Origin of the sequence: Pseudomonas sp. IT-P176 (assembly GCF_949767245.1) — a bacterium.
Lineage (GTDB): Bacteria > Pseudomonadota > Gammaproteobacteria > Pseudomonadales > Pseudomonadaceae > Aquipseudomonas.
The window spans coordinates 20,544-38,683 of record NZ_CATKPN010000039.1; the positions used below are offsets into that span (position 1 = coordinate 20,544).

The following is an 18,140-nucleotide window of genomic DNA, read 5'->3' on the forward strand; positions in this document are numbered from 1 at the left end:
TAGAGGTTTGCGGGTTTGATTTTTCCAATACTAACGCGGCGCCTGGGTTCGTGGTGCAAGCGGGCGTGGCGTTGGCTGCTGGGCAGCGTGGTGCTGCTGGTGGCCCTGGTGTGGCTGGCCGACCGGCTCTGGCCGTTGCCCCTGCCCAAGGACGATCTGGCGCGGGTGGTGCTGGCCGAAGACGGCACGCCGCTGTGGCGCTTCGCCGATGCCAACGGCGTGTGGCGTTACCCGGTGCAGACGAGCGAAGTCTCGCCCTATTACCTCCAGGCACTGCTGACTTACGAAGACCGTTGGTTCTACCAGCATCCCGGGGTCAACCCGCTGGCGCTGGGCCGCGCGGCGTGGCAGAACCTGAGCGGCGGTCGGGTGTTGTCCGGCGGTAGCACGCTGTCGATGCAGGTGGCGCGTCTGCTCGATCCCCATCCGCGGACGCTGCTGGGCAAGTCGCGGCAACTGTGGCGTACGGCCCAGCTGGAATGGCATTTGTCCAAGGAGCAGATTCTCAACCTGTACCTCAATCGCGCACCGTTCGGCGGCACCTTGCAAGGCGTGGCCGCCGCCAGTTGGGCGTATCTGGGCAAGTCACCGCAGCACCTGACCCACGCCGAAGCGGCGTTGCTTGCGGTGTTGCCACAAGCGCCCAGTCGCTTGCGCCCTGACCGCCATCCGGCCCGCGCGCAAGTAGCGCGGGACAAGGTGCTGCGCCGGCTCGGTGAATTTGCCGTGTGGCCGCAGTCGGCGGTCGACGAGGCCCTGGAGGAACCCTTGTTGCTGGCGCCCCGCCTGGAGCCGAGCCTGGCGCCCTTGTTGGCGCGCCGCTTGAACCGCCCGCACAGCCCGCCGCTGATTCGCACCACCCTCGACGCCAATTTGCAGCGGCGTCTCGAGGACCTGTTGCTGGGCTGGCGCGCGCGCCTGCCTGAGCACACCTCGGCGGCGATTCTGGTGGTCGAGGCACAAAGCATGGCAGTGCGTGCCTACCTGGGCTCGGTGGACATCAACGACACCCGGCGCTTCGGCCATGTCGACATGATCAGCGCCCTGCGCTCGCCGGGGTCGACGCTCAAGCCGTTCCTCTATGGCATGGCCATGGACGCCGGGCTGATCCATTCCGAGTCGCTGCTGCAGGACGTGCCCCGGCGTTATGGCGATTACCGCCCGGGCAACTTCTCCATGGGCTTCAGCGGCCCGGTGCCGGCCAGCAGTGCGCTGTCGACTTCCCTGAACCTGCCGGCGGTGCAGTTGCTCGAAGCCTACGGTCCGAAACGCTTTGCCGCCGAAATGCGCATCGGCGGCATGCCATTGGCCTTGCCGCCCCTGGCCGAGCCCAACCTGTCGCTGATCCTCGGCGGTGCCGGGAGCCGGCTGGAGGACTTGGTCAGCGGCTACAGCGCCTTTGCCCGTGGCGGCAAGAGCGCCACTATCCGCTTGCAGCCCGACGACGAACTGCGCGAACGGCCGCTGCTGTCGCCGGGTTCGGCGTGGATCGTGCGGCGCATTCTCAGTGGGCAGGCGCGCCCCGACCGTGACCCGCGAGCCGAGTTGGTGCAGCGCCCGGTGCTGGCCTGGAAAACCGGCACCAGCTATGGTTTTCGTGATGCCTGGGCGATTGGCGTCGGCCCGCGTTACCTGATCGGCGTCTGGATCGGCCGCCCGGACGGCACCCCGGTGCCCGGGCAGTTTGGCCTGGCCTCGGCGGCACCGCTGATGCTGCAGGTACACGATGTGCTGATCAACCGTGACAGTCAGCGTGGCATCAGCGCCCCGGTGCAGCCGGTGCCCTTGAACGTCGGGGTGGCTGCGATCTGCTGGCCCCTGGGACAGCCCATGAGCCGTACCGACCCCAACTGCCGCCGCCAGCGCTTCGCCTGGACCCTGGACGGCACCACGCCGCCGACCTTGCAAGCCATGGACCAGCCCCTGGGCGTGGGCCTGGTGGAAAAAATCTGGGTTAACGAGCGTGGGCTGCGAGTCGACGCCAAGTGTCCGGGGGCGGTGGCCCGGGATATCGCCTTGTGGCCGGCACCGCTGGAGCCTTGGTTGCCGCGGGTCGAACGGCGCGAAGCGCGCTTGCCGGCCAACGATCCGGATTGCCCGGGTCCGCTGCTGGCGGCATCCTCACCGTTGTCGATCGTCGGCGTGCGCGAGGGTGATCAACTACGGCGCCCGGCCGCCAGCCAGGAGTTGCTGCGCCTGAAGTTGTCGGCATTGGGGGGCAGCGGTCGGCGTTGGTGGTTTGTCAACGGCGCACCGCTGGGTGACAGCGCAAACCAGGACAGCATCAACGCGACTTTCGAACAGCTTGGACGGGTTGAATTGAGCGTGCTGGATGAGGGCGGGCAGACGGCGCGGGTCGAGTTCAATGTCGTCGATTAGAGCGCCAGCGTGAGCAGACGGAGCTGTGCTGAATACGGTGGAGCCTGTGGGAGCGGGCTTGCCCGCGATGACGATCTGCGCCACACCACAGATCTCGGCAGCTGCTACGGGTTTGGACGGTGTATACAAAATTTGCAAGCTCCCACAGGGGCGAGTCGGCAGTGCTGCGTCTGCTCGCGATCTGTCGCGTAGCGACAGCTTGCTTCCTGCGGTCATCCGCCCGAAGCTATACGCCTTCAGGAGAGCCCGATGAACCTTGTTGAACTGACCGAACGCCTGCACAGCATCCGCGACCGCAATGACTGGCGGCAATTTCACAGCCCGAAAAACCTCGCCATGGCCGCCAGTGTGGAAATGGCCGAGCTGGTGGAAATATTCCAGTGGCTGAGCGAAGACCAGTCGCGCCAGTTGCCGCCCGACACCCTGGCCCACGCCGGGCAGGAAGTGGGGGACATCGTGCTTTATCTCCTGCTGCTGTGCAGCGAACTGGGGTTGGATATGGAGCAGGTGGTGCGCAGCAAGCTGGCCGACAGCGAACGGCGGTTCAGCTGATGAGCGACCGTCATTTCGATCAGTTGGCGACCCGTTTCGCGGAAAAAATCTACGGCGGTGCCAAAGGCGCGATCCGCCTCGCGGTGTTGCAGGCGGACCTGGCGGAAACCTTGCCGGACCGCCCGCTGCGGGTGCTGGACATCGGCGCGGGCCTGGGCCACATGTCGCTGTGGCTGGCCGAGCGCGGCCACCAGGTGACCCTGGCCGAGCCGGCCGCACCGATGCTCGAAGGGGCGCGCCAGCGTTTCGCCGAGGCCGGACAAACTGCGACCTTCATCCAGGCGCCCTGGCAGGAACTGCTCGGCCAACTCACCGAGCCCTATGACCTGGTGCTGTGCCATGCGGTGCTGGAGTGGCTGGCCGAACCCCATGCGATTCTGCCGGTGCTGCATCAACTGACCGCGCAGGGCGGTTGGTTGTCGCTGGCGTTCTACAACCGCGACGCATTGATTTACCGCAATCTGCTCAAGGGTCACTTCCGCAAAATGCGCAAGAACGACATGGCGGGCGAGAAGCAGAGCCTGACCCCACAGATGCCCCTGGATCCGCGTGAACTGGCGACGCAACTGCAGGGCCTGTGGACGGTCGAAACCCAGAGTGGAGTGCGGGTTTTCCATGACTACATGCCCGTGGAATTCCAGGCCCGTGCCGAACTGCTCGACTTGCTGGAGATGGAACTGGCGCACCGTCGGCACCCGACATTTGCCGGGCTGGGACGTTACCTGCACTGGATCTGCCGCCCGGCCTGACCCCAATACCCGTGGAGGGCATCATGAAACGCCGCCTTGGATTGATTGCCGTGTGCCTGGGGCTTGGCGCCTGCCAGGGCAGCAACCCGTATGTCGCCAGCTCCAGGCCCTTGCCACCGGCGCCGCCACAAGCGGCCCAGACGTTTGATCGCAGCGCCTACCCTGCGGCTCCGCGAGACTTCAGTCGCTACCGCAGTTGGGCCTGGCTCGACGGCCAGATGCCCAATGGCTCGGCCTGGGCGGACTCGGCTCAGATCGCCGAAACCGTGAGCAACGCCCTCGACCAGCGAGGCCTGCGCCCCTTGCATGACCAGCGCACGGCAGACCTGCTGGTGAGTGCCGACCTGCACCAGGAAACCCGCTTGCAGCAAGTGCAGGATGATTACGGCTATGGCGCCTACGGCGGTTACAACCGTTATGGCAACGGTTATGGCAGTGGCGTCGGCATGTACAACACGGTGCCCGTTGTGCGCACCTACCAGATCCAGGTGCTGGTGGTGCGGGTTGATCTGTACGACGCGGGCACCGGCCAACCGGTGTGGAGTGCCAGTGCTGAAACCAGCGTCGATGGAACGCAACGCGAACGCGGTGACGCATTAAGAGAAGCTGTTCAAAAGGCCGTAGCGGCGTATCCTCCTTCTTAATGACTCGCATTCGTGTGCGGGCCTGCACCGGAGAAAAACCATGTTCCGCCGTCTCGCATTCGTGGCATGTGCTGTGTTGCTCAGTGCTTGCCAGTCCAACCAGATCAATCACGACTTTGACGCCAGCCGCGACTTCGCTGCCTACCACAGTTGGACCTGGAAGGAGCCCGCCCTGCAATATCGCCCGGATGATCCACGGATCCAGAGCGACCTCACCGAGCAACGCATTCGCCAGTCGGTGGCCGATCAGCTCGACCAGCGCGGCTTGCGCCCGGCAGCCGGGAGCAGCAAGGGTGACCTTAATGTGCAGACCTACCTGATCATCGAAGAGCGCCAGCAACAGGTCACCACCAACTACGGCGGCGCCTGGGGCAACCCCTGGAACGGTTACTGGGGCGCACCGATGTACAACGAAACCCGCAATGTCAGCTACAAGGTCGCGACCATCCAGATCGACCTGCTGGACGGCAAGGACGGCAAGTTGGTATGGCGCGGCAGTGACGAACAGATGCTCAGCAGCTCCCCCAATCCCAGCGATCGCAGCAATGCGATTCGTGAAACCGTGACGCGGATCCTGAGTAACTATCCGCCAAGATAAGTACGCCTGACGGACTATCTGGCAGCGGCACTGGCAACTTGCCAGCGCTGCGCGCGTGCGTTGACTACACTGCGAGCACTACTGGAGGTAGCAAGGAGTGCTCGATGTCTCCTCGTTCATGCTTTCGCGGTCGAAGTCGCCAGCGTGGGGCCATCGGCCTGGTTGCGGCGATGACCCTGGGCCTGGCGCTATTGTTTGCGCTGTTGGTGGTCGACAGCGGTCGGCTGTATCTGGAGCAGCGCAAGTTGCAGCGGGTGGTCGACACCGCCGCGCTGGAAGCAGTGACCCGCGGTGGGCATTGTCAGGCGGGCAATACAGCACTGACCTACGCGACGCAAAGTGCAGCGCGCAACGGGTTCAGTGTCAACGCAGAGCAAACTCTTGCGATTGAATGCGGCACCCTCGCCACCGGTAGCGATAACCTGCGGCGGTTCAGCGTCGATCCCAGCAAGTCAGACGCCATTCGAGTCGTCGCTCATAATTCCGTGCCCAGGAGCATCGCTTCCGGGGTGGCGGCATTGTTTTCCAAGGGACCGCTGCCATTGCGCACCGGGCTGACCGCCACCGCCGTTGCCGCGTCACCCTCACCCCTGGCGATGCTGACTATCCGCACCATCCTGGGCACCATCGACAGCACCAAGTCGGACCTGCTCGATGCGCTGATCGGCGGCATGCTGGGGGGCAATCTGAAGCTGAGCGCCGTCGGTTGGGACGGGTTGGTCAAAACCGAGATCAAGCTGCTCAGCTACCTGGATCAGCTGGCGGTGGATTTGCTCCTGAACGCCGGTGACTACGAAACGCTGCTCAGTACGGCGGTGTCGCCTACGCAATTGATCAACGCGGCGATCAAGGTCCTGAGCAAAGGCGGCGCAACGGCCCAGGTTGCCGTGCAGGCGCTGCAGTCCATCAGCAACATTTCCAGCGCGGCGCAGACACTCAAGCTGGGGGAGGTGTTGAACGTGCAGACGGGGGCTTCCACGGCGGGTCTGGATTCCAATGTGCAGGTTTTCCAGCTGGTCCAGGCGGTCGCCCAACTGGCCAACAGTAAAAGTGCCGCTGCGGTCTCGACTGAGGTGAGTATTCCGTTGATCGGCAAAGTGGGGGTGAAGCTCAAGGTGATCGAGCCGCCACAGTTGTCGACGATCGGCAATCCGGCGCTGGCCAAGGCTGGCCTGGCCACCGGTAAGGACCAGATTTTTGTCCGGACGGCCCAGGTCAGGGCCCTGGTTTCCATCGAGTTGCCGATACTCAAGACCATTTCCCAGTTGGTATCGGCGCTTCCCGACCTGTTGACGCCGGTTTCGGGGGTCGTGAACAACCTGTTGCATCTTAATCTGGTGGGCGTGGTGAATTCGCTTTTATGCCTGGTCATAGCGCCTTGCGATAACACCGTCCTGTCGATTGCTTCCAGGCTGGATATCAGTCTGGAAGCCGGCAGTGCCGAAAGTTACCTTGCCGATTACAACTGCGCCAGCGAGGCCAGCAAGAGCGTGACGGTCCAGGCAACCACCTCCATCGCGAACCTGGGCATCGGCAAGATTGACCCGGTCCAGGCCTTTGCCTCATCCGCAGCCATCGCCGTTGAACCTGTGCGACTGATTGATATCGGCATCAGAACCTGCGCTGGAATTCTAGGCTGTGGCCCGGTCACGCTGGGTAAGGGCGGAGGACTGGGGCTCAAGGCGCAAACCACTATCGGCCAGCGCACACAAAGCCTGGTCTATCCGTTACCCCCCAATATCGGCCTGCCTGCGCAGTATCAAGCGATAGACTCGATCAACATCCTTACGAGTCTGGGCAACACGTTGAGCGGTCTGCAGGTGACCTCCTATGTTCCGCCCAGCGGCAATATCACCGGCAATGCACTGGCGCAGGTGGCGGGGTTGTTGAATCAAATCAGCGGCATACTGGTCAACGCCGTACGGGGATTCATCGGGCCGTTGCTGGACCCGCTCGTCAACACCTTGCTCAAGGCCCTGGGGGTCAGCCTGGGGAACGCGGAGATTGGTGCCAACCTCAGTTGTCATTCGGGCGGTGGAGCGCAATTGGCAATCTAACGCGCCCCGGCAATCGGCAACTCAATGCAGAAACATGCACCCTGCTCGGCATTGAGCACGCTCAACTGGCCGCCCATGTTCTGCACGATGCCATAGCTCACCGACAACCCCAGGCCGGTGCCGACACCCACCGGCTTGGTGGTGAAGAACGGTTCGAAGATGCGCTCCAGCAGGCGCGGGTCGATGCCGCCGCCGTTGTCTTCGACCCACAGGCGCACCACGCGCGCATCGGCTTCGGCGCGTAGGCTGATCCAGGGTTCGAATTCGCGCTGCACTTCACGCTTGCTCAACAGGGCATCGCGGGCATTGACCAGCAGGTTGATCAACACTTGCTCCAGTTGATCGACATGGCCGCGGACCTGTACCTCGAAGTCGAGGGAGGGGATGCGCAACTCCACGCCTTTGCCGCGCATGCCTTCGGCCAGCAGGGCCAAGGTGCCTTCCACTGCCTGCGCCGGATTGAACGGTTGCTGCTCGATCTCCGAACGCCGGCCAAACACCCGCATGTGATCGACCACCCGCGCCGCGCGCTGGACCTGGGTGTCGATCCGGCTGAGCTTGTCCTGCAGGTAGTCGACCGGTACCTCGCCGTTGCTCAAGCGCTTGAGCACATTGACGATGGCCATGCGCATGACGTTGAGTGGCTGGTTGATTTCATGAGCCAGGCCCGTGGCCATTTCCCCGAGGGTGGCCATTTTGGCGCTTTGCATCAGCTGTTGCTGCGAGCGCCGCACTTCAGTGTTGTCGCGGCCCACCGCCTGGACTTCCAGCAGTTGCCCCTGTTCATCGAACACGCCGCGGTCCGACCACACCCACCAGGCGTGTTCGCGACCCGGCAGTTGCAGGCTGATTTCTGCGGTGCTGACCGGGAACTCCGGCGTCAGTTGCTGGATGCGCAGCAGGAAGGCAACGCGCTGCTCGGCTGACAACCAACTGCCCAGGTCGACTCCCGGCAGTTGCTCCGGCGGGCATTCCAGGTACTTGGCCAGCGGACGGTTGGCGAAGGTCAGCGTCAAGTCGGGACGATAACGGCAGATCATCGCCGGCGAATCCTCCACCAGGATCCGGTAGCGCTCCTCGCTCTGGCGGACCTGCTCGGTGGCCAGGGTGGCTTCGGTATCGTCCAGCCACAGGCCGACCGCCTCGACTGGCAAACCCAGGTCATTGCGCAGCAACCGGGCCTCATCCAACAGCCAGTGGTAATCGCCGGCCCGGTCACGCATGCGGTAGCGTGCACGCACGTTGCCTTCGCGCAACAGCTGGCGGGTGCGGGCGAAATACAGGTCGCGATCGTCAGGGTGAATCCGCTCGATCAGGCTGGTTTCCGTCAGTTCGCTCAGTTGCCAGCCGAGCAGCGGCAGCAGGCTGTCACTGAAAAAGCATGGTTGCAGTGCACCTTCCTCATACCGCTGTACGTAGATCACCGCGGGCGAACTGGCGATCAGATTGTCCAGCCGGGCATGGGCGGCGGCGGCCTGTTGCTGCTGGTTCTTGATGTCGCTGATATCGAGCATGAACCCCACTGGCCGACGTTGCTCGCCCAACTGCAACAGCTGGCCTTGCAGGCGATACCAGATCGGCGCCTGGAACTCGTCGCGAGCTTGCAGGCGCACACTGAGTAGCAGCGGTCGGTCGCCCTGCAGCAGGTCCTGCAGGCGGCTCTGCAGCTCGGCACGGTCGACCGGATGGAACACCGCCAGCCATTCGCCGAGGGACAATCGCGCGTGTTCCAGGTGCAGGTTGCGGGCCAGTTGCGGGGCCAGTTGCACCCCCTCGTGCAGTTCCCACCAGCCGCTGCCGAGCAGCCCTTGCAGGGCATCGAGGCGTTGCAGTTGCTGCTGTTGTTGCTGCTCACGCAAGCGCCCCAGTAGCGGCGCGGCCAGGGCGGCGAGCAGCAGCAACCAGTCACGCTCACCGAGGGCTGGCGCAGGCTGCACTGCCGGATAAAAACCACAGAGCAGCCAGGCACCGATCCCGTGGGCGTCGCGATACGGCACCAACAAGCCTTCGGCATCGGCAAAAATGTCCCGCAGACGCGGCGCAAGACTGACACCTGCAGCATCATGCAACGCGTGGGGACGACTGCCGTCCAGGCTGTCCAGGGCGCTGCCCAGCGACTGATCGATGTGCCAGAGCCGGGGAGCATCATGGGCGTGGTAATGGCTGTGGATCCGCCAGTCCTGTTGCGCCTCATCGAGCAGGGCAATCGCCACACAGGGGATTCGCCACTGCTGGGCCAGGTCCTGCAATTGCTCACGCAGAACCTGTGGCAAGCGCGACAGGCTGCACAGGCGCAGGTGTTCACTGCAGCGTGCGGCAAGCGCCTGGCAGGTATCCCGGGCCTGGGCCTGTTGCCGCTCTTGCAGCAAATCACCGATGTCGAGCAGTTGCAGGAGCCAGCCATCCTCAGCCGGTTGTGCCCAGCCGCGCAGGTGCAGGGTGGTTGCACCAAGACCTGTGAAGTCCAGGTCCAGGCTGTGTCCGTGCCATTCGCTGGGCGGGCCTTCGACGGCCAGCCGGCTGCCGGGCAGGAGGTAGTCGCTCAGGTGCAGGGCGGTGCTGCCCGATAATCGATGGGCGAGCAAATGGCGCATGGGGCCGCTGATCTGTAGCACCCGGCCTTGCGAGTCCAGGTGCAATTGCAGCCCCACGCTGGGCATCACCGTGTGCGCAAGGGTGTCGAGTGGCAGGGTAGGGGAACGCTGCAACAGTCGTCCGAACAGCTTGCCGGCAGGACTCAAAATTGAATGCTCGACTGCGCACTCAGGCTGGTTGGCAGGCTGGGAACCGTGCCTACTCCCGGCAACACCAAAAACGGAATCACCTGGTTGAGCTTGCTGGTGGGGTAGCTCACGCTGGCGGTCAACTGGCCGGCGCTGTAGACCGCCTTGGCATCGCCGCCAGTGCCGTAGGTGAGGTTGAAGGCTTTGGGCACCCAGGACAGTTGTTGCTGCAGGACGGAGTTGGCGAGGTTGACCACCGCGGTTGGATAGTCGCTGGTATTGGGGTCCAGGGCGACGCTGCGCCGCACCGCCTCGGCCGTGGCTTCATTGAAGGACTGCATCAGCAACAGCGGCACGCTGTAACTGACGATGGCGTAGAACACCGCAAAAAAAATCACGAACACCAAGGCGAACTCAATGGCGACAGCGCCTTTTTGTTTGTGTGGCAGGTCTGTTTTCATGAGTGCGTCTACCCTGACTACTACGACGTGCCTTGAGCATAGAATCATTCCGCCCACATGGACGATTATTCCCTGATGCACAGTCTTGTCCTGATGATCTGGCTGGCGCTGTGCGCGGTCCAGGATGTCCAGCAACGCCACATTGGCAATCGCCTGACCTTGGGAGCGGGGGCTGCGGCATTGGCCTATTTGCTCTGGAGCGGCACCACCTGGCTGGGTGCACCGGCCGAGCAGGGGGGCTGGGCTTTCCTTCTGGCAGTGGCGTTCACTTTGCCCGGTTATGCGCTGGGACGGATGGGAGCCGGCGACGTGAAGATGATGGCGACGATCGGCTTGGCCACCGAGCCGGTCCATTTGCTGGGCAGTTTTATCGGTGCCGGGGTCCTGAGTGCCCTCTGGCTGTTATTGGCGCCAACGGTCTGGCCACTTATGGCTCAAGGACTTAGGAAGCGTGTTGTGTTTCTTGCACCTGAGCTGTCAAAAAACCCACCTTTTGCCCCGTTCGTTTTCCTCGGCATGTTTCTGACGATGGCCTGGATTCAATAGGCTCCGTGCAGCTATATCGCTATGTACATAGTCAGGAAGTACGTCTATTTTCAGATCACAAGTTGTACAGTTCCCGGCTGTAGGTACAGCAATCATCAACCTTCGGCCTGAGCATGGAGTGGCGCGTGAACAAGTCCCCATCGGCAGTAAAAGTATTAGTGGTCGACGATGAACCGTTGATTGTTGAAGAGCTCTGCGAATTCCTCGAAAACAGCGGTTACTCCTGCATTCCCTGTGAGTCCGGCCAACAGGCCATCGAGCTCTTTTGCCAGGACACCGATATCGGCCTGGTGCTCTGTGACTTGCGCATGCCAGACCTCGATGGCATCGAGTTGGTGCATGCGCTCCAGCGTGTGGCGGGCAAGCACCGAGCGTTCGAAGCGATCATGCTCACTGGGCGAGCCGACAAGCAGGATGTGATCAAGGCGCTGCGGGCCGGGATTGCGGACTACTACCAGAAACCGATCAACCTCAATGAACTGCTGGAGGGGCTGCAGCGCCAGGAAGCAGCCCTGCAGGAGCGGCAGAAGGAGTTGCAGCTGGGGCATTTGAACCAGAAGCTGCAGCACCTTTCCGAAACCATCAACGACCTCTACCAGGACATCGACAAAGCCCGCCGGGCACCGTCGGCCGACGCCTCGCATACCCTCGCAGCCGACGCCGCAAGTGCCGCAGGGCAAGCTCAGATCCCGGCCCTGTTCAACCAGCTTTCACCCCGTCAGCTGGACGTCGCGCGCCTGGTCGGCAAGGGCCAGACCAACTATCAGATCGCCTGTGAGCTGGGCATCACCGAGAACACGGTGAAGCTGTATGTGTCCCAGGTCCTGCGCTTGACCCACATGCATAACCGCACGCAGTTGGCGTTGGCGTTGTCGCCGAGCAATTCGGGAATGCGCCAGCAAGTGACCGCGCATTAGTCGAGGGCGGTCCGCCGTTCAGTTGCCGGACGACATCTCGCCGGCACTGTCCTGATCGTAGAAATCCGGAATGCTATAGCTGTACTTCTTCAGCCAACGCTGCAGAGCCAATTCGCGCTCGGTGGCGGTGGCGGTCTGGGGTGTGGCGGAGGCAGCCTGGTTGCTGCTTTGCAGCACCAGCCAGCCTTCGGTTTCCTGTTGTTGTGCCGAAGCTGGTCCCGATTCAATCGCCCCGGCGTTCAGGGGCAGGCCCAGCAGGACCAGGCAGCCAATAGTCGCTCGTTTCATCTGCGGTTCTCCTGCGGGTTATTTGAGGCTGATCGCTGTGGTGTCGGCCGCAGCCACCCGGTCGCTGGCTGTCGCCCTGACGGTGGCCGGTGCCTTGAGTCGTTCCGCGTGGGCCCGGGCGTCGGTGAATTGTTCCGGGCTCAGGCCGGCACTGCTGAGCACTTCGGCGGCTTGCTTCCAGTTGTCCTGATAGATCAGCAGCGTCACCAGATTGACCGCCGGCAAGGGGTCACTCTGCTTCAGTTCAATGGCGGTGAGAAATTCGAAACGGGCCTCGTCCAGGCGTAACTGGTTGAGGTAGACCACCCCCAGATCATTGCGGATTTTCTCGTTGGTAGGCGCCAGGCGCACAGCTCGTTGCAGGTGCGCCTGGGCCTGGCCGTTATCACCGCGAGCCGCATACAACTGGCCTAGGCCGTGTTCCGCTTCAGCCGACACACAGCTGCCGACCAGGCTGCGATACAGCGGCTCGGCTTCGCTGCGCCCCAGCAGGCGATAGGCCCGGGCTTTGCGCAAACGCACTTCGTTGAGGTTGTCGGGGAGCTTTTCCAGGTTGGCCAGGCTGGCGTGCAGCTTGCCGTCGCTGGCCATGTCGTCGGCCAGGTTCACCGCCAGTTCCTGCTCGGAATTGAGCCGGGCGCAACTGCCCGATGCCGTCAGCGCCGACCAGGGGGTTGGTCCCCCCGTAGCGCAACCCGTGAGCATCAACAGACTTGTTGCAAGCATCAATATTCTCATCAGCTTCTCCCTAAGAGCCGAACGCGCGGGCAATGGCGGTGAACCCTGGGCCACCCAGAACGATCAGCAAGGCCGGAAACAGAAACAGCATCATCACCACCGACATTTTCGCGGACATTTTCGAGATGTATTCCTGCTGGTGGGTCAGGCGTCGATCATCGAGCAGTTGCTTGAGCGCCAGCAGCGATTTCATTGCCCCGCCACCTTGCTGGATCAGTTGCTGGAGGATCACGCAGGTGTCGTTGAATTCATCCACGGCCAACACGTTTGCACTCTGGTTCAACTCCTGCCCCAGTTCCAGGCCCGAGTCGACCCGGGCCAGGACCAGGCGCAGTTCGCTGGTCAGTTCCGGCAGCAGTTTTTGCGCTTGCGTGCTCAACACCCGAAGGGCCTGTTCCACGGCCATGCCTGACTCGAAGAGGATGCGCAGCAAGGGGATGAAGGTAGAGATTTCTTTGGCAATGATCCGTTGCCGGCGTTTGGCCGCGAAAGCCAATACCCGTTTTGGCAGCAGGTAGCCAACCCCCATCAGCAACAGCGGCACTAACCAGGGATGACTGGCGGCGGGGAAAAAAACCTCGCGCAAAAATACCGCCAGCCCCAGCACCAGCAAGGGCGTGCCGACCTGGATCGCGGCAAACAACGAGCGGTCACTGGCGCGACGCCAACCCAGGCGGGCGAGCAAGGCCAGGGTCTCGTTGTCGGTGCTTACCGAGCGCTGGCTGAGCCTGTTGTCGCCCAGTACGCGCAGGTAACTGCTCAGACGGTTGTCGCGCACCATCTGGCCTTGCAGGCGTTGCGCTACCTGACGCTCGCGCCGTCGTTGCGCCAGTACGCTGCCCAGCGCCAGGAGTGCGGCGGCAAGCAACAAAAAGGCGCTGATCAGGATCACCATCTCAAATACTCCGCAACATGCGCCACAGCGCCAGGGAGCCGCAAATCTGCAGCAGTACCGCGCTGATCAACATGTGCTGGCCGCTGGGGTCGTGCCACATACCGAGCATGTAGTTGGGGTTGGTAATCAGGAAGTAGCATGCCAGGCCAATCGGCAGCAGCCCCAGGACCCAGGCGGTCAAGCGAGTTTCGCCAGTCATCGCGCGCAGTTGCCGTGCCCCCTGTTCGCGCTCGCGAATCAGCTTGATCAGGTTCTCCAACAGTTCACTGGCATTGCCGCCATAACGATGGTTGACCTTCAGCCCCAGGGCGAACATGCGGAGTACGTCCTGGTCGTAGAGTTCGGCAAAGTCGTGGACGGCATCGGGTAGATTTACCCCGAGTTGCACGTTGCGCTGCACGCGGCCCAAGGCGTTTTTCAGTGGGTCGGCGCTGGCTTCGATACTGCCCATTACCGCGTCCGCCAGGGTTCTTCCGGACTTGAGGCTGCGCACGGTATGGTCAAGCAGTTGCGGCAGTTGCTCGATCATCCGTCGCAAACGGCGTTGATAGCGCCAGGCGATGTACAGTCGTAGCACCAGCGGCGGCAGCAGCAACAATGCCAGCAGGCCCGACCAGCCAGCCACGGCGAAACCGATCAGCATCGACAGGCTCCAGAGCATCAGCCACAGGCCCAGGCGCTCGGTCGGGCGCCCCAGGCCTGCCCGCAGGAACGCGCGCTCCAGGCCACTCCAGCGGGTCTTTTGCAACTCAAGCTGAGGCTGCCCTTGGGCCAGGCGGTTCATCACACGCTCAATGCCGGTTTGGCGCACACCCTGAAAGAACAGGCGGATCGACAACCCGAGCAACAGCAGGCAAATCAGGCTCAGCAATAGCGGTGCAAGCATTGTGGTGGCCTCGCCGGGTCAGTTGAGTGTCAGACCTGCTTCCCGGCGCAGCTTGTCGCCAGCGGGATTGAGCGCCTCGCGCAGGAAGCCGAAGCCGGTGCGGCGGTCGAGGCGGAACAGGGTGTTGGTGACGTAGATGTCATCGCGAATGCCCACCACTTCCACCACCTCGCTGACGCAGCGTCGACCGTCGGGCATGCGCGTCAACTGGATCACCACATCGAGCGCGGCGCAGATCATCTGGCGCAGCGTGCGCTCGGCGATCTGGCGGCCGGTCAGGCCCACCAGGGTCTCCAGGCGCAACAAAGCGTCCTGGGCGTTGTTGGCGTGCACGGTGCTCATCGAACCGTCGTGGCCGGTGTTCATCGCGGTCAGCACGTCGAGCACTTCGACGCCGCGAATTTCCCCGAGGATGATGCGATCCGGGCGCATCCGCAGTGCGTTGCGGATCAGGTCGCTGGCCTTGACCTCACCATGGCCCTCGGCATTCGGCGGGCGGGTTTCCAGGCGCACCACATGGGGATGGCCCAGTTGCAGTTCGGCGATGTCTTCAATGGTGACCAGGCGTTCGTGGGGGTTGATCAACTGGCTGAGGATGTTCAGCAAGGTGGTCTTGCCGGTGCCGGTACCACCACTGATGAGGATGTTGCAGCGGCGGCCGACGGCTTCCTGGATGAATTCGAAGATAGCCTGGTCGATGGTTTGCATGGCCATCAGGTCGCTGCTCTTGAGCATGTCCTTGCGGAATTTGCGAATCGACAGGCAGGGGCCGTCCAGGGCAATCGGCGGGATGATCGCATTGACCCGGCTGCCGTCGGGCATGCGCGCATCGACCATCGGCGAGGACTCGTCCAGGCGCCGGCCCAAGGGTGCGAGAATGCGTTGCATGACCCGTTCGACATGGTGTGCATCGATGAAGCGCAGGTCACTCTGGTGCAGCACCCCATCGCGCTCGATGAACACCCGGTGCGGGCCGTTGACCAGGATCTCGGTCACGGCGGGGTCGCGCAGCAGCACTTCGAGGGGGCCGAAACCGGTCAGCTCATCGACGATTTCCTCGGCCAAGCGCTCCATTTCATAGCGGGAAACGGCCAGGTGCAGGCGGGCGATGTAGTCGGCGACCTTGTCGATGACAAACTGCGCCAGCAGTTGGCGCGAGCCTTCCAGGAGGTTTTTCCCGGACTCCTCGATGGCGTCGATGATGTAGCGGTGCAGGGCCAGTTTCAGACCTTCGTGGTCACTGTTGCCGACCGTTGGCCGGGCCGTGGCGCCAAACAGTTTTTCGCCGCTCATTTGCTGCCTCGCAGACGGTTCAGCCAGTTGGCCTTGGGTTTGTCCGGGTGTTCGGAGCGCCGGGCGAGCCGTTCTCCCAGGCTGCGCAAGGCTTGGGTCAGGCCTTCGCGGGGGGCCAGTTCGAACAGGGTTATTCCCTGGTTTTTCGCGTTGAGGCGTACCTCTGGGCTGAAGGCCAGCGTGGCCATGACTTCCAGGCCAAAGCTTTTACCCAGGGTTTGCGAGTCGGGGGCAACGTTGCGCAGGTAGCGATCCACCAGCAGTTGGGCATGTTCGAGCTTCATGCCTTTTTCACGCCACAGGTTGAGCACGGCCAGGTTGCGTCGACAGTCGAGCACGCTTTGGTCGGTGTACCACAGCAACTTGTCGCAGTGGCTGACGAAGGTGCGCACCGCTTCGCTGTCGGGCTGGCCGGTGAGGTTCACCACGATGTGCTGGAAGTGTTGGCGCAAGGCGCTGAGCAACATGTACAGCTCGGCGGCGCTGGTGTGCTCCAGCGGTTCGTCGTTGCTGGCGTAGGCGAGGATGCGCATGCCGCTGGGTGTGCAGGTAAAGGCGCTGTCGATCAAGGTTGCATCGATACGCCGCAGGTGGCGTAGCGCGTCACCGAAGTGGAACGAGCTTTCCAGACCGAGCAAGGCCAGGCTGTCGCCGCGGGGTAAGCCCAGGTCCAGCAGCAGGGTCTGCTGGCCACTCTTTTGCACGACCAGCGCCAGGTGACTGGATAACAGCGCACCGTCGGCGTCGCTTTGGGTGCCGAACAACACGCTCAACCCTCCCAGTTGGGTGTTTGGCACCACCGGCGGCAGTCGCTTGCTCAAGCGCCGAACCAGCCCGGCGACTTCGCTGGAGCGTGAGCCGTAGGCGACAAAATCCCGTGCTCCGGCGCGCATCGCGTTGAGCACCAGTTGATTGTCCATGCCGTCGCCCAGGGCGACGATCGCCAGCATCGGCTTGGCTTCCAGGGCGCCTTCGATCAGGGCGCTCTGGGCCACCACGTGTTCGCGGTCCAGGCCGACAAACACCAGGCTGGCGAAGGTCACGTCGACCAGTGCCAGCAACTCGTCAAGGCTGCCGACGCCAGCGCTGACTACCTGGCCCAGGGGCGCCAGTGCTCCTTGCAGCCACTCAAGGTCGGTGCTGTTGCGCGTGATGGCAACAAAGGTCTGGCTCAGGCTTTGGCTCTGGCTCATTGCGATAACCCGCTGCGCTTGTCGAAATTGCCGTTTTCGAGGAAGAACATGCGATAGAAGTTCGGGTCGTAGTTGCGCAGCTTTTCACCCGGCAGGGACGGCAGTTGGGCATCGGCAGCCAGCGGTTGAACCAGGTGCGGGGTGACGATCATCAGCAGCTCGCGCTCCTCGCGGTTGATGGTCGAGTCGCGAAAGAACGCGCCGAGGATCGGGATGTCCCCCAGCCCGGGAAACTTGTTGACCTGGGAACTGTTGCGGGTGCTGATCAGGCCGCTGATGACGAAGCTTTCACCGTCGGCCAGGGAGATGCTGGTGTCGGTACGCCGGATGGTCAGCGCTGGAACCAGGGTGCCGGCGATGTTCACGGCGTTGCTGAAATCCAGCTCGCTGACTTCCGGTGCCACCTTGAGGGAAATCCGATTGCGCCCGACGATGGTCGGGGTCAGGGTCAGGCGGATCCCGAACTCCTTGTACTCGATGGACACGTTGTCGCTGCCGGAACTGGGAACCGGAATCGGTACTTCGCCGCCAGCCAGGAAACTCGCGCTCTGGCCACTCAGCGCCACCAGGCTGGGGCGGGCCAAGGTGTAGGCAAACCCGCTGCCTTCCAGGGCATTGATCATCACCATGGTCTTGCCGCCGATCCAGGAGAAGTTGAACTGGTCGTTGTTCACCGGCAAGCGTCCCTGGACCACGCCATCGATGGTGGGCAGGGTTCTGGGGGAGCCGAACAGGAAGTTGCCACGGGTCCCGAAGATCGAGGCCGACGCTTCCTTGAGCTTGGTGCGGCTGACTTCCACAAAACGAATGTCGGTCTGTACCTGGCTGGGCAGCAGCGGGTCTTCGGTGGGCAGTTCGGCAGCGCGGGTCATGGCCGCCGTGGCCTTGCCCTGGACGAACACCATGCTTTGGCGCGGCGCAGTCGAACAGGCGGTCCAGACCATCAGGCTGGTGGCGCCAGGGGCCATCCCGGTGAGCAGGAAGGCATTGCTGCCGCTGGGGTGAACGTCGGCAATTTTCGGATCACCGATGGCCAGGCGAGTAATCGCCACGGGGGATTGCAGGACCTGTTGCAATCCTTCCCCCACTTCCAACACTGCGGGCAGTTGGTCCAGTGCACTGCAATTGCCCGACGTTGCCAGGGCGACATCGACCGGCATGCCCACCAGGAGCAGGGCACAGATCAAGCGGTGGGAGAGCAGCACGGAACGACTTTGCATA

The 18,140-nt window shown here is 63.0% G+C and carries 17 protein-coding genes; 8 read left to right on the forward strand and 9 right to left on the reverse strand.

Annotation, left to right across the window (positions count from 1 at the left end; all coding sequences use genetic code 11):
* The first annotated feature begins 42 nt into the window (after nucleotides 1-42).
* The 6 genes from pbpC (at nucleotide 43) to ACM6IP_RS10475 (ending at nucleotide 6,979) form a co-directional block, all read left to right on the forward strand.
* Nucleotides 43-2,379, forward strand: a complete 2,337-nt coding sequence (gene pbpC, locus ACM6IP_RS10450) for a peptidoglycan glycosyltransferase PbpC (protein WP_414861465.1) — start codon at nucleotides 43-45, stop codon at nucleotides 2,377-2,379.
* Between the two features lie 249 nt (nucleotides 2,380-2,628).
* Nucleotides 2,629-2,931: a MazG-like family protein gene (locus ACM6IP_RS10455; protein WP_095170187.1), complete on the forward strand. Its 303-nt coding sequence runs from the start codon at nucleotides 2,629-2,631 to the stop codon at nucleotides 2,929-2,931.
* A complete protein-coding gene (locus tag ACM6IP_RS10460; protein ID WP_095170188.1) occupies nucleotides 2,931-3,680 on the forward strand; it encodes a methyltransferase in 750 nt (249 codons plus the stop codon). Before ACM6IP_RS10455 ends, ACM6IP_RS10460 begins: the two co-directional genes overlap by 1 nt.
* A gap of 23 nt (nucleotides 3,681-3,703) precedes the next feature.
* Nucleotides 3,704-4,324, forward strand: coding sequence for a DUF4136 domain-containing protein (locus ACM6IP_RS10465; protein WP_095170189.1), 621 nt, complete (start codon nucleotides 3,704-3,706; stop codon nucleotides 4,322-4,324).
* A gap of 40 nt (nucleotides 4,325-4,364) precedes the next feature.
* The gene (locus ACM6IP_RS10470) at nucleotides 4,365-4,922 is read left to right on the forward strand and encodes a DUF4136 domain-containing protein (RefSeq protein WP_095170190.1); all 558 of its coding nucleotides are present in this window, start codon (nucleotides 4,365-4,367) and stop codon (nucleotides 4,920-4,922) included.
* Nucleotides 4,923-5,026: 104 nt separating this feature from the next.
* Nucleotides 5,027-6,979: a pilus assembly protein TadG-related protein gene (locus tag ACM6IP_RS10475; protein ID WP_414861447.1), complete on the forward strand. Its 1,953-nt coding sequence runs from the start codon at nucleotides 5,027-5,029 to the stop codon at nucleotides 6,977-6,979.
* Here ACM6IP_RS10475 and ACM6IP_RS10480 read toward each other — a convergent pair.
* Complete coding sequence (locus ACM6IP_RS10480; RefSeq protein ID WP_414861448.1) at nucleotides 6,976-9,720, reverse strand: ATP-binding protein; 2,745 nt, start codon at nucleotides 9,718-9,720, stop codon at nucleotides 6,976-6,978. The genes ACM6IP_RS10475 and ACM6IP_RS10480 overlap by 4 nt on opposite strands.
* Nucleotides 9,717-10,163, reverse strand: coding sequence for a TadE/TadG family type IV pilus assembly protein (locus tag ACM6IP_RS10485; protein WP_320333558.1), 447 nt, complete (start codon nucleotides 10,161-10,163; stop codon nucleotides 9,717-9,719). The genes ACM6IP_RS10480 and ACM6IP_RS10485 overlap by 4 nt, the downstream gene beginning before the upstream one ends.
* A 75-nt stretch (nucleotides 10,164-10,238) precedes the next feature.
* On the opposite strand from ACM6IP_RS10485, the gene ACM6IP_RS10490 reads away from it, so the two are divergent.
* Entirely contained in the window at nucleotides 10,239-10,709 is a 471-nt protein-coding gene (locus tag ACM6IP_RS10490) for a prepilin peptidase (protein WP_159993561.1), read from the forward strand.
* A 125-nt stretch (nucleotides 10,710-10,834) separates the two neighbouring features.
* Nucleotides 10,835-11,626 (forward strand): response regulator, encoded by a 792-nt coding sequence (locus ACM6IP_RS10495; RefSeq protein WP_414861449.1) that lies wholly within the window; start codon nucleotides 10,835-10,837, stop codon nucleotides 11,624-11,626.
* Between the two features lie 18 nt (nucleotides 11,627-11,644).
* Here ACM6IP_RS10495 and ACM6IP_RS10500 read toward each other — a convergent pair whose 3' ends face one another.
* From ACM6IP_RS10500 to ACM6IP_RS10530, 7 genes are read right to left on the reverse strand one after another with little or no spacing between them, the layout of a single operon-like run.
* Nucleotides 11,645-11,914, reverse strand: a complete 270-nt coding sequence (locus ACM6IP_RS10500) for a DUF3613 domain-containing protein (RefSeq protein ID WP_095170194.1) — start codon at nucleotides 11,912-11,914, stop codon at nucleotides 11,645-11,647.
* 18 nt (nucleotides 11,915-11,932) lie between these two features.
* A complete protein-coding gene (locus tag ACM6IP_RS10505) occupies nucleotides 11,933-12,652 on the reverse strand; it encodes a tetratricopeptide repeat protein (RefSeq protein WP_095170195.1) in 720 nt (239 codons plus the stop codon).
* Nucleotides 12,653-12,662: 10 nt separating this feature from the next.
* Nucleotides 12,663-13,547, reverse strand: coding sequence for a type II secretion system F family protein (locus ACM6IP_RS10510; protein WP_401130300.1), 885 nt, complete (start codon nucleotides 13,545-13,547; stop codon nucleotides 12,663-12,665).
* A gap of 1 nt (nucleotide 13,548) precedes the next feature.
* Entirely contained in the window at nucleotides 13,549-14,433 is an 885-nt protein-coding gene (locus tag ACM6IP_RS10515; RefSeq protein ID WP_095170197.1) for a type II secretion system F family protein, read from the reverse strand.
* An 18-nt stretch (nucleotides 14,434-14,451) separates the two neighbouring features.
* On the reverse strand, nucleotides 14,452-15,726 hold the full coding sequence (locus ACM6IP_RS10520; RefSeq protein ID WP_414861450.1) for a CpaF family protein: 1,275 nt from the start codon (nucleotides 15,724-15,726) through the stop codon (nucleotides 14,452-14,454).
* Nucleotides 15,723-16,919, reverse strand: a complete 1,197-nt coding sequence (locus tag ACM6IP_RS10525; protein ID WP_414861451.1) for an AAA family ATPase — start codon at nucleotides 16,917-16,919, stop codon at nucleotides 15,723-15,725. Before ACM6IP_RS10525 ends, ACM6IP_RS10520 begins: the two co-directional genes overlap by 4 nt.
* The gene (locus ACM6IP_RS10530) at nucleotides 16,916-18,139 is read right to left on the reverse strand and encodes a type II and III secretion system protein family protein (protein ID WP_414861452.1); all 1,224 of its coding nucleotides are present in this window, start codon (nucleotides 18,137-18,139) and stop codon (nucleotides 16,916-16,918) included. Before ACM6IP_RS10530 ends, ACM6IP_RS10525 begins: the two co-directional genes overlap by 4 nt.
* Nucleotide 18,140 lies beyond the last annotated feature (1 nt).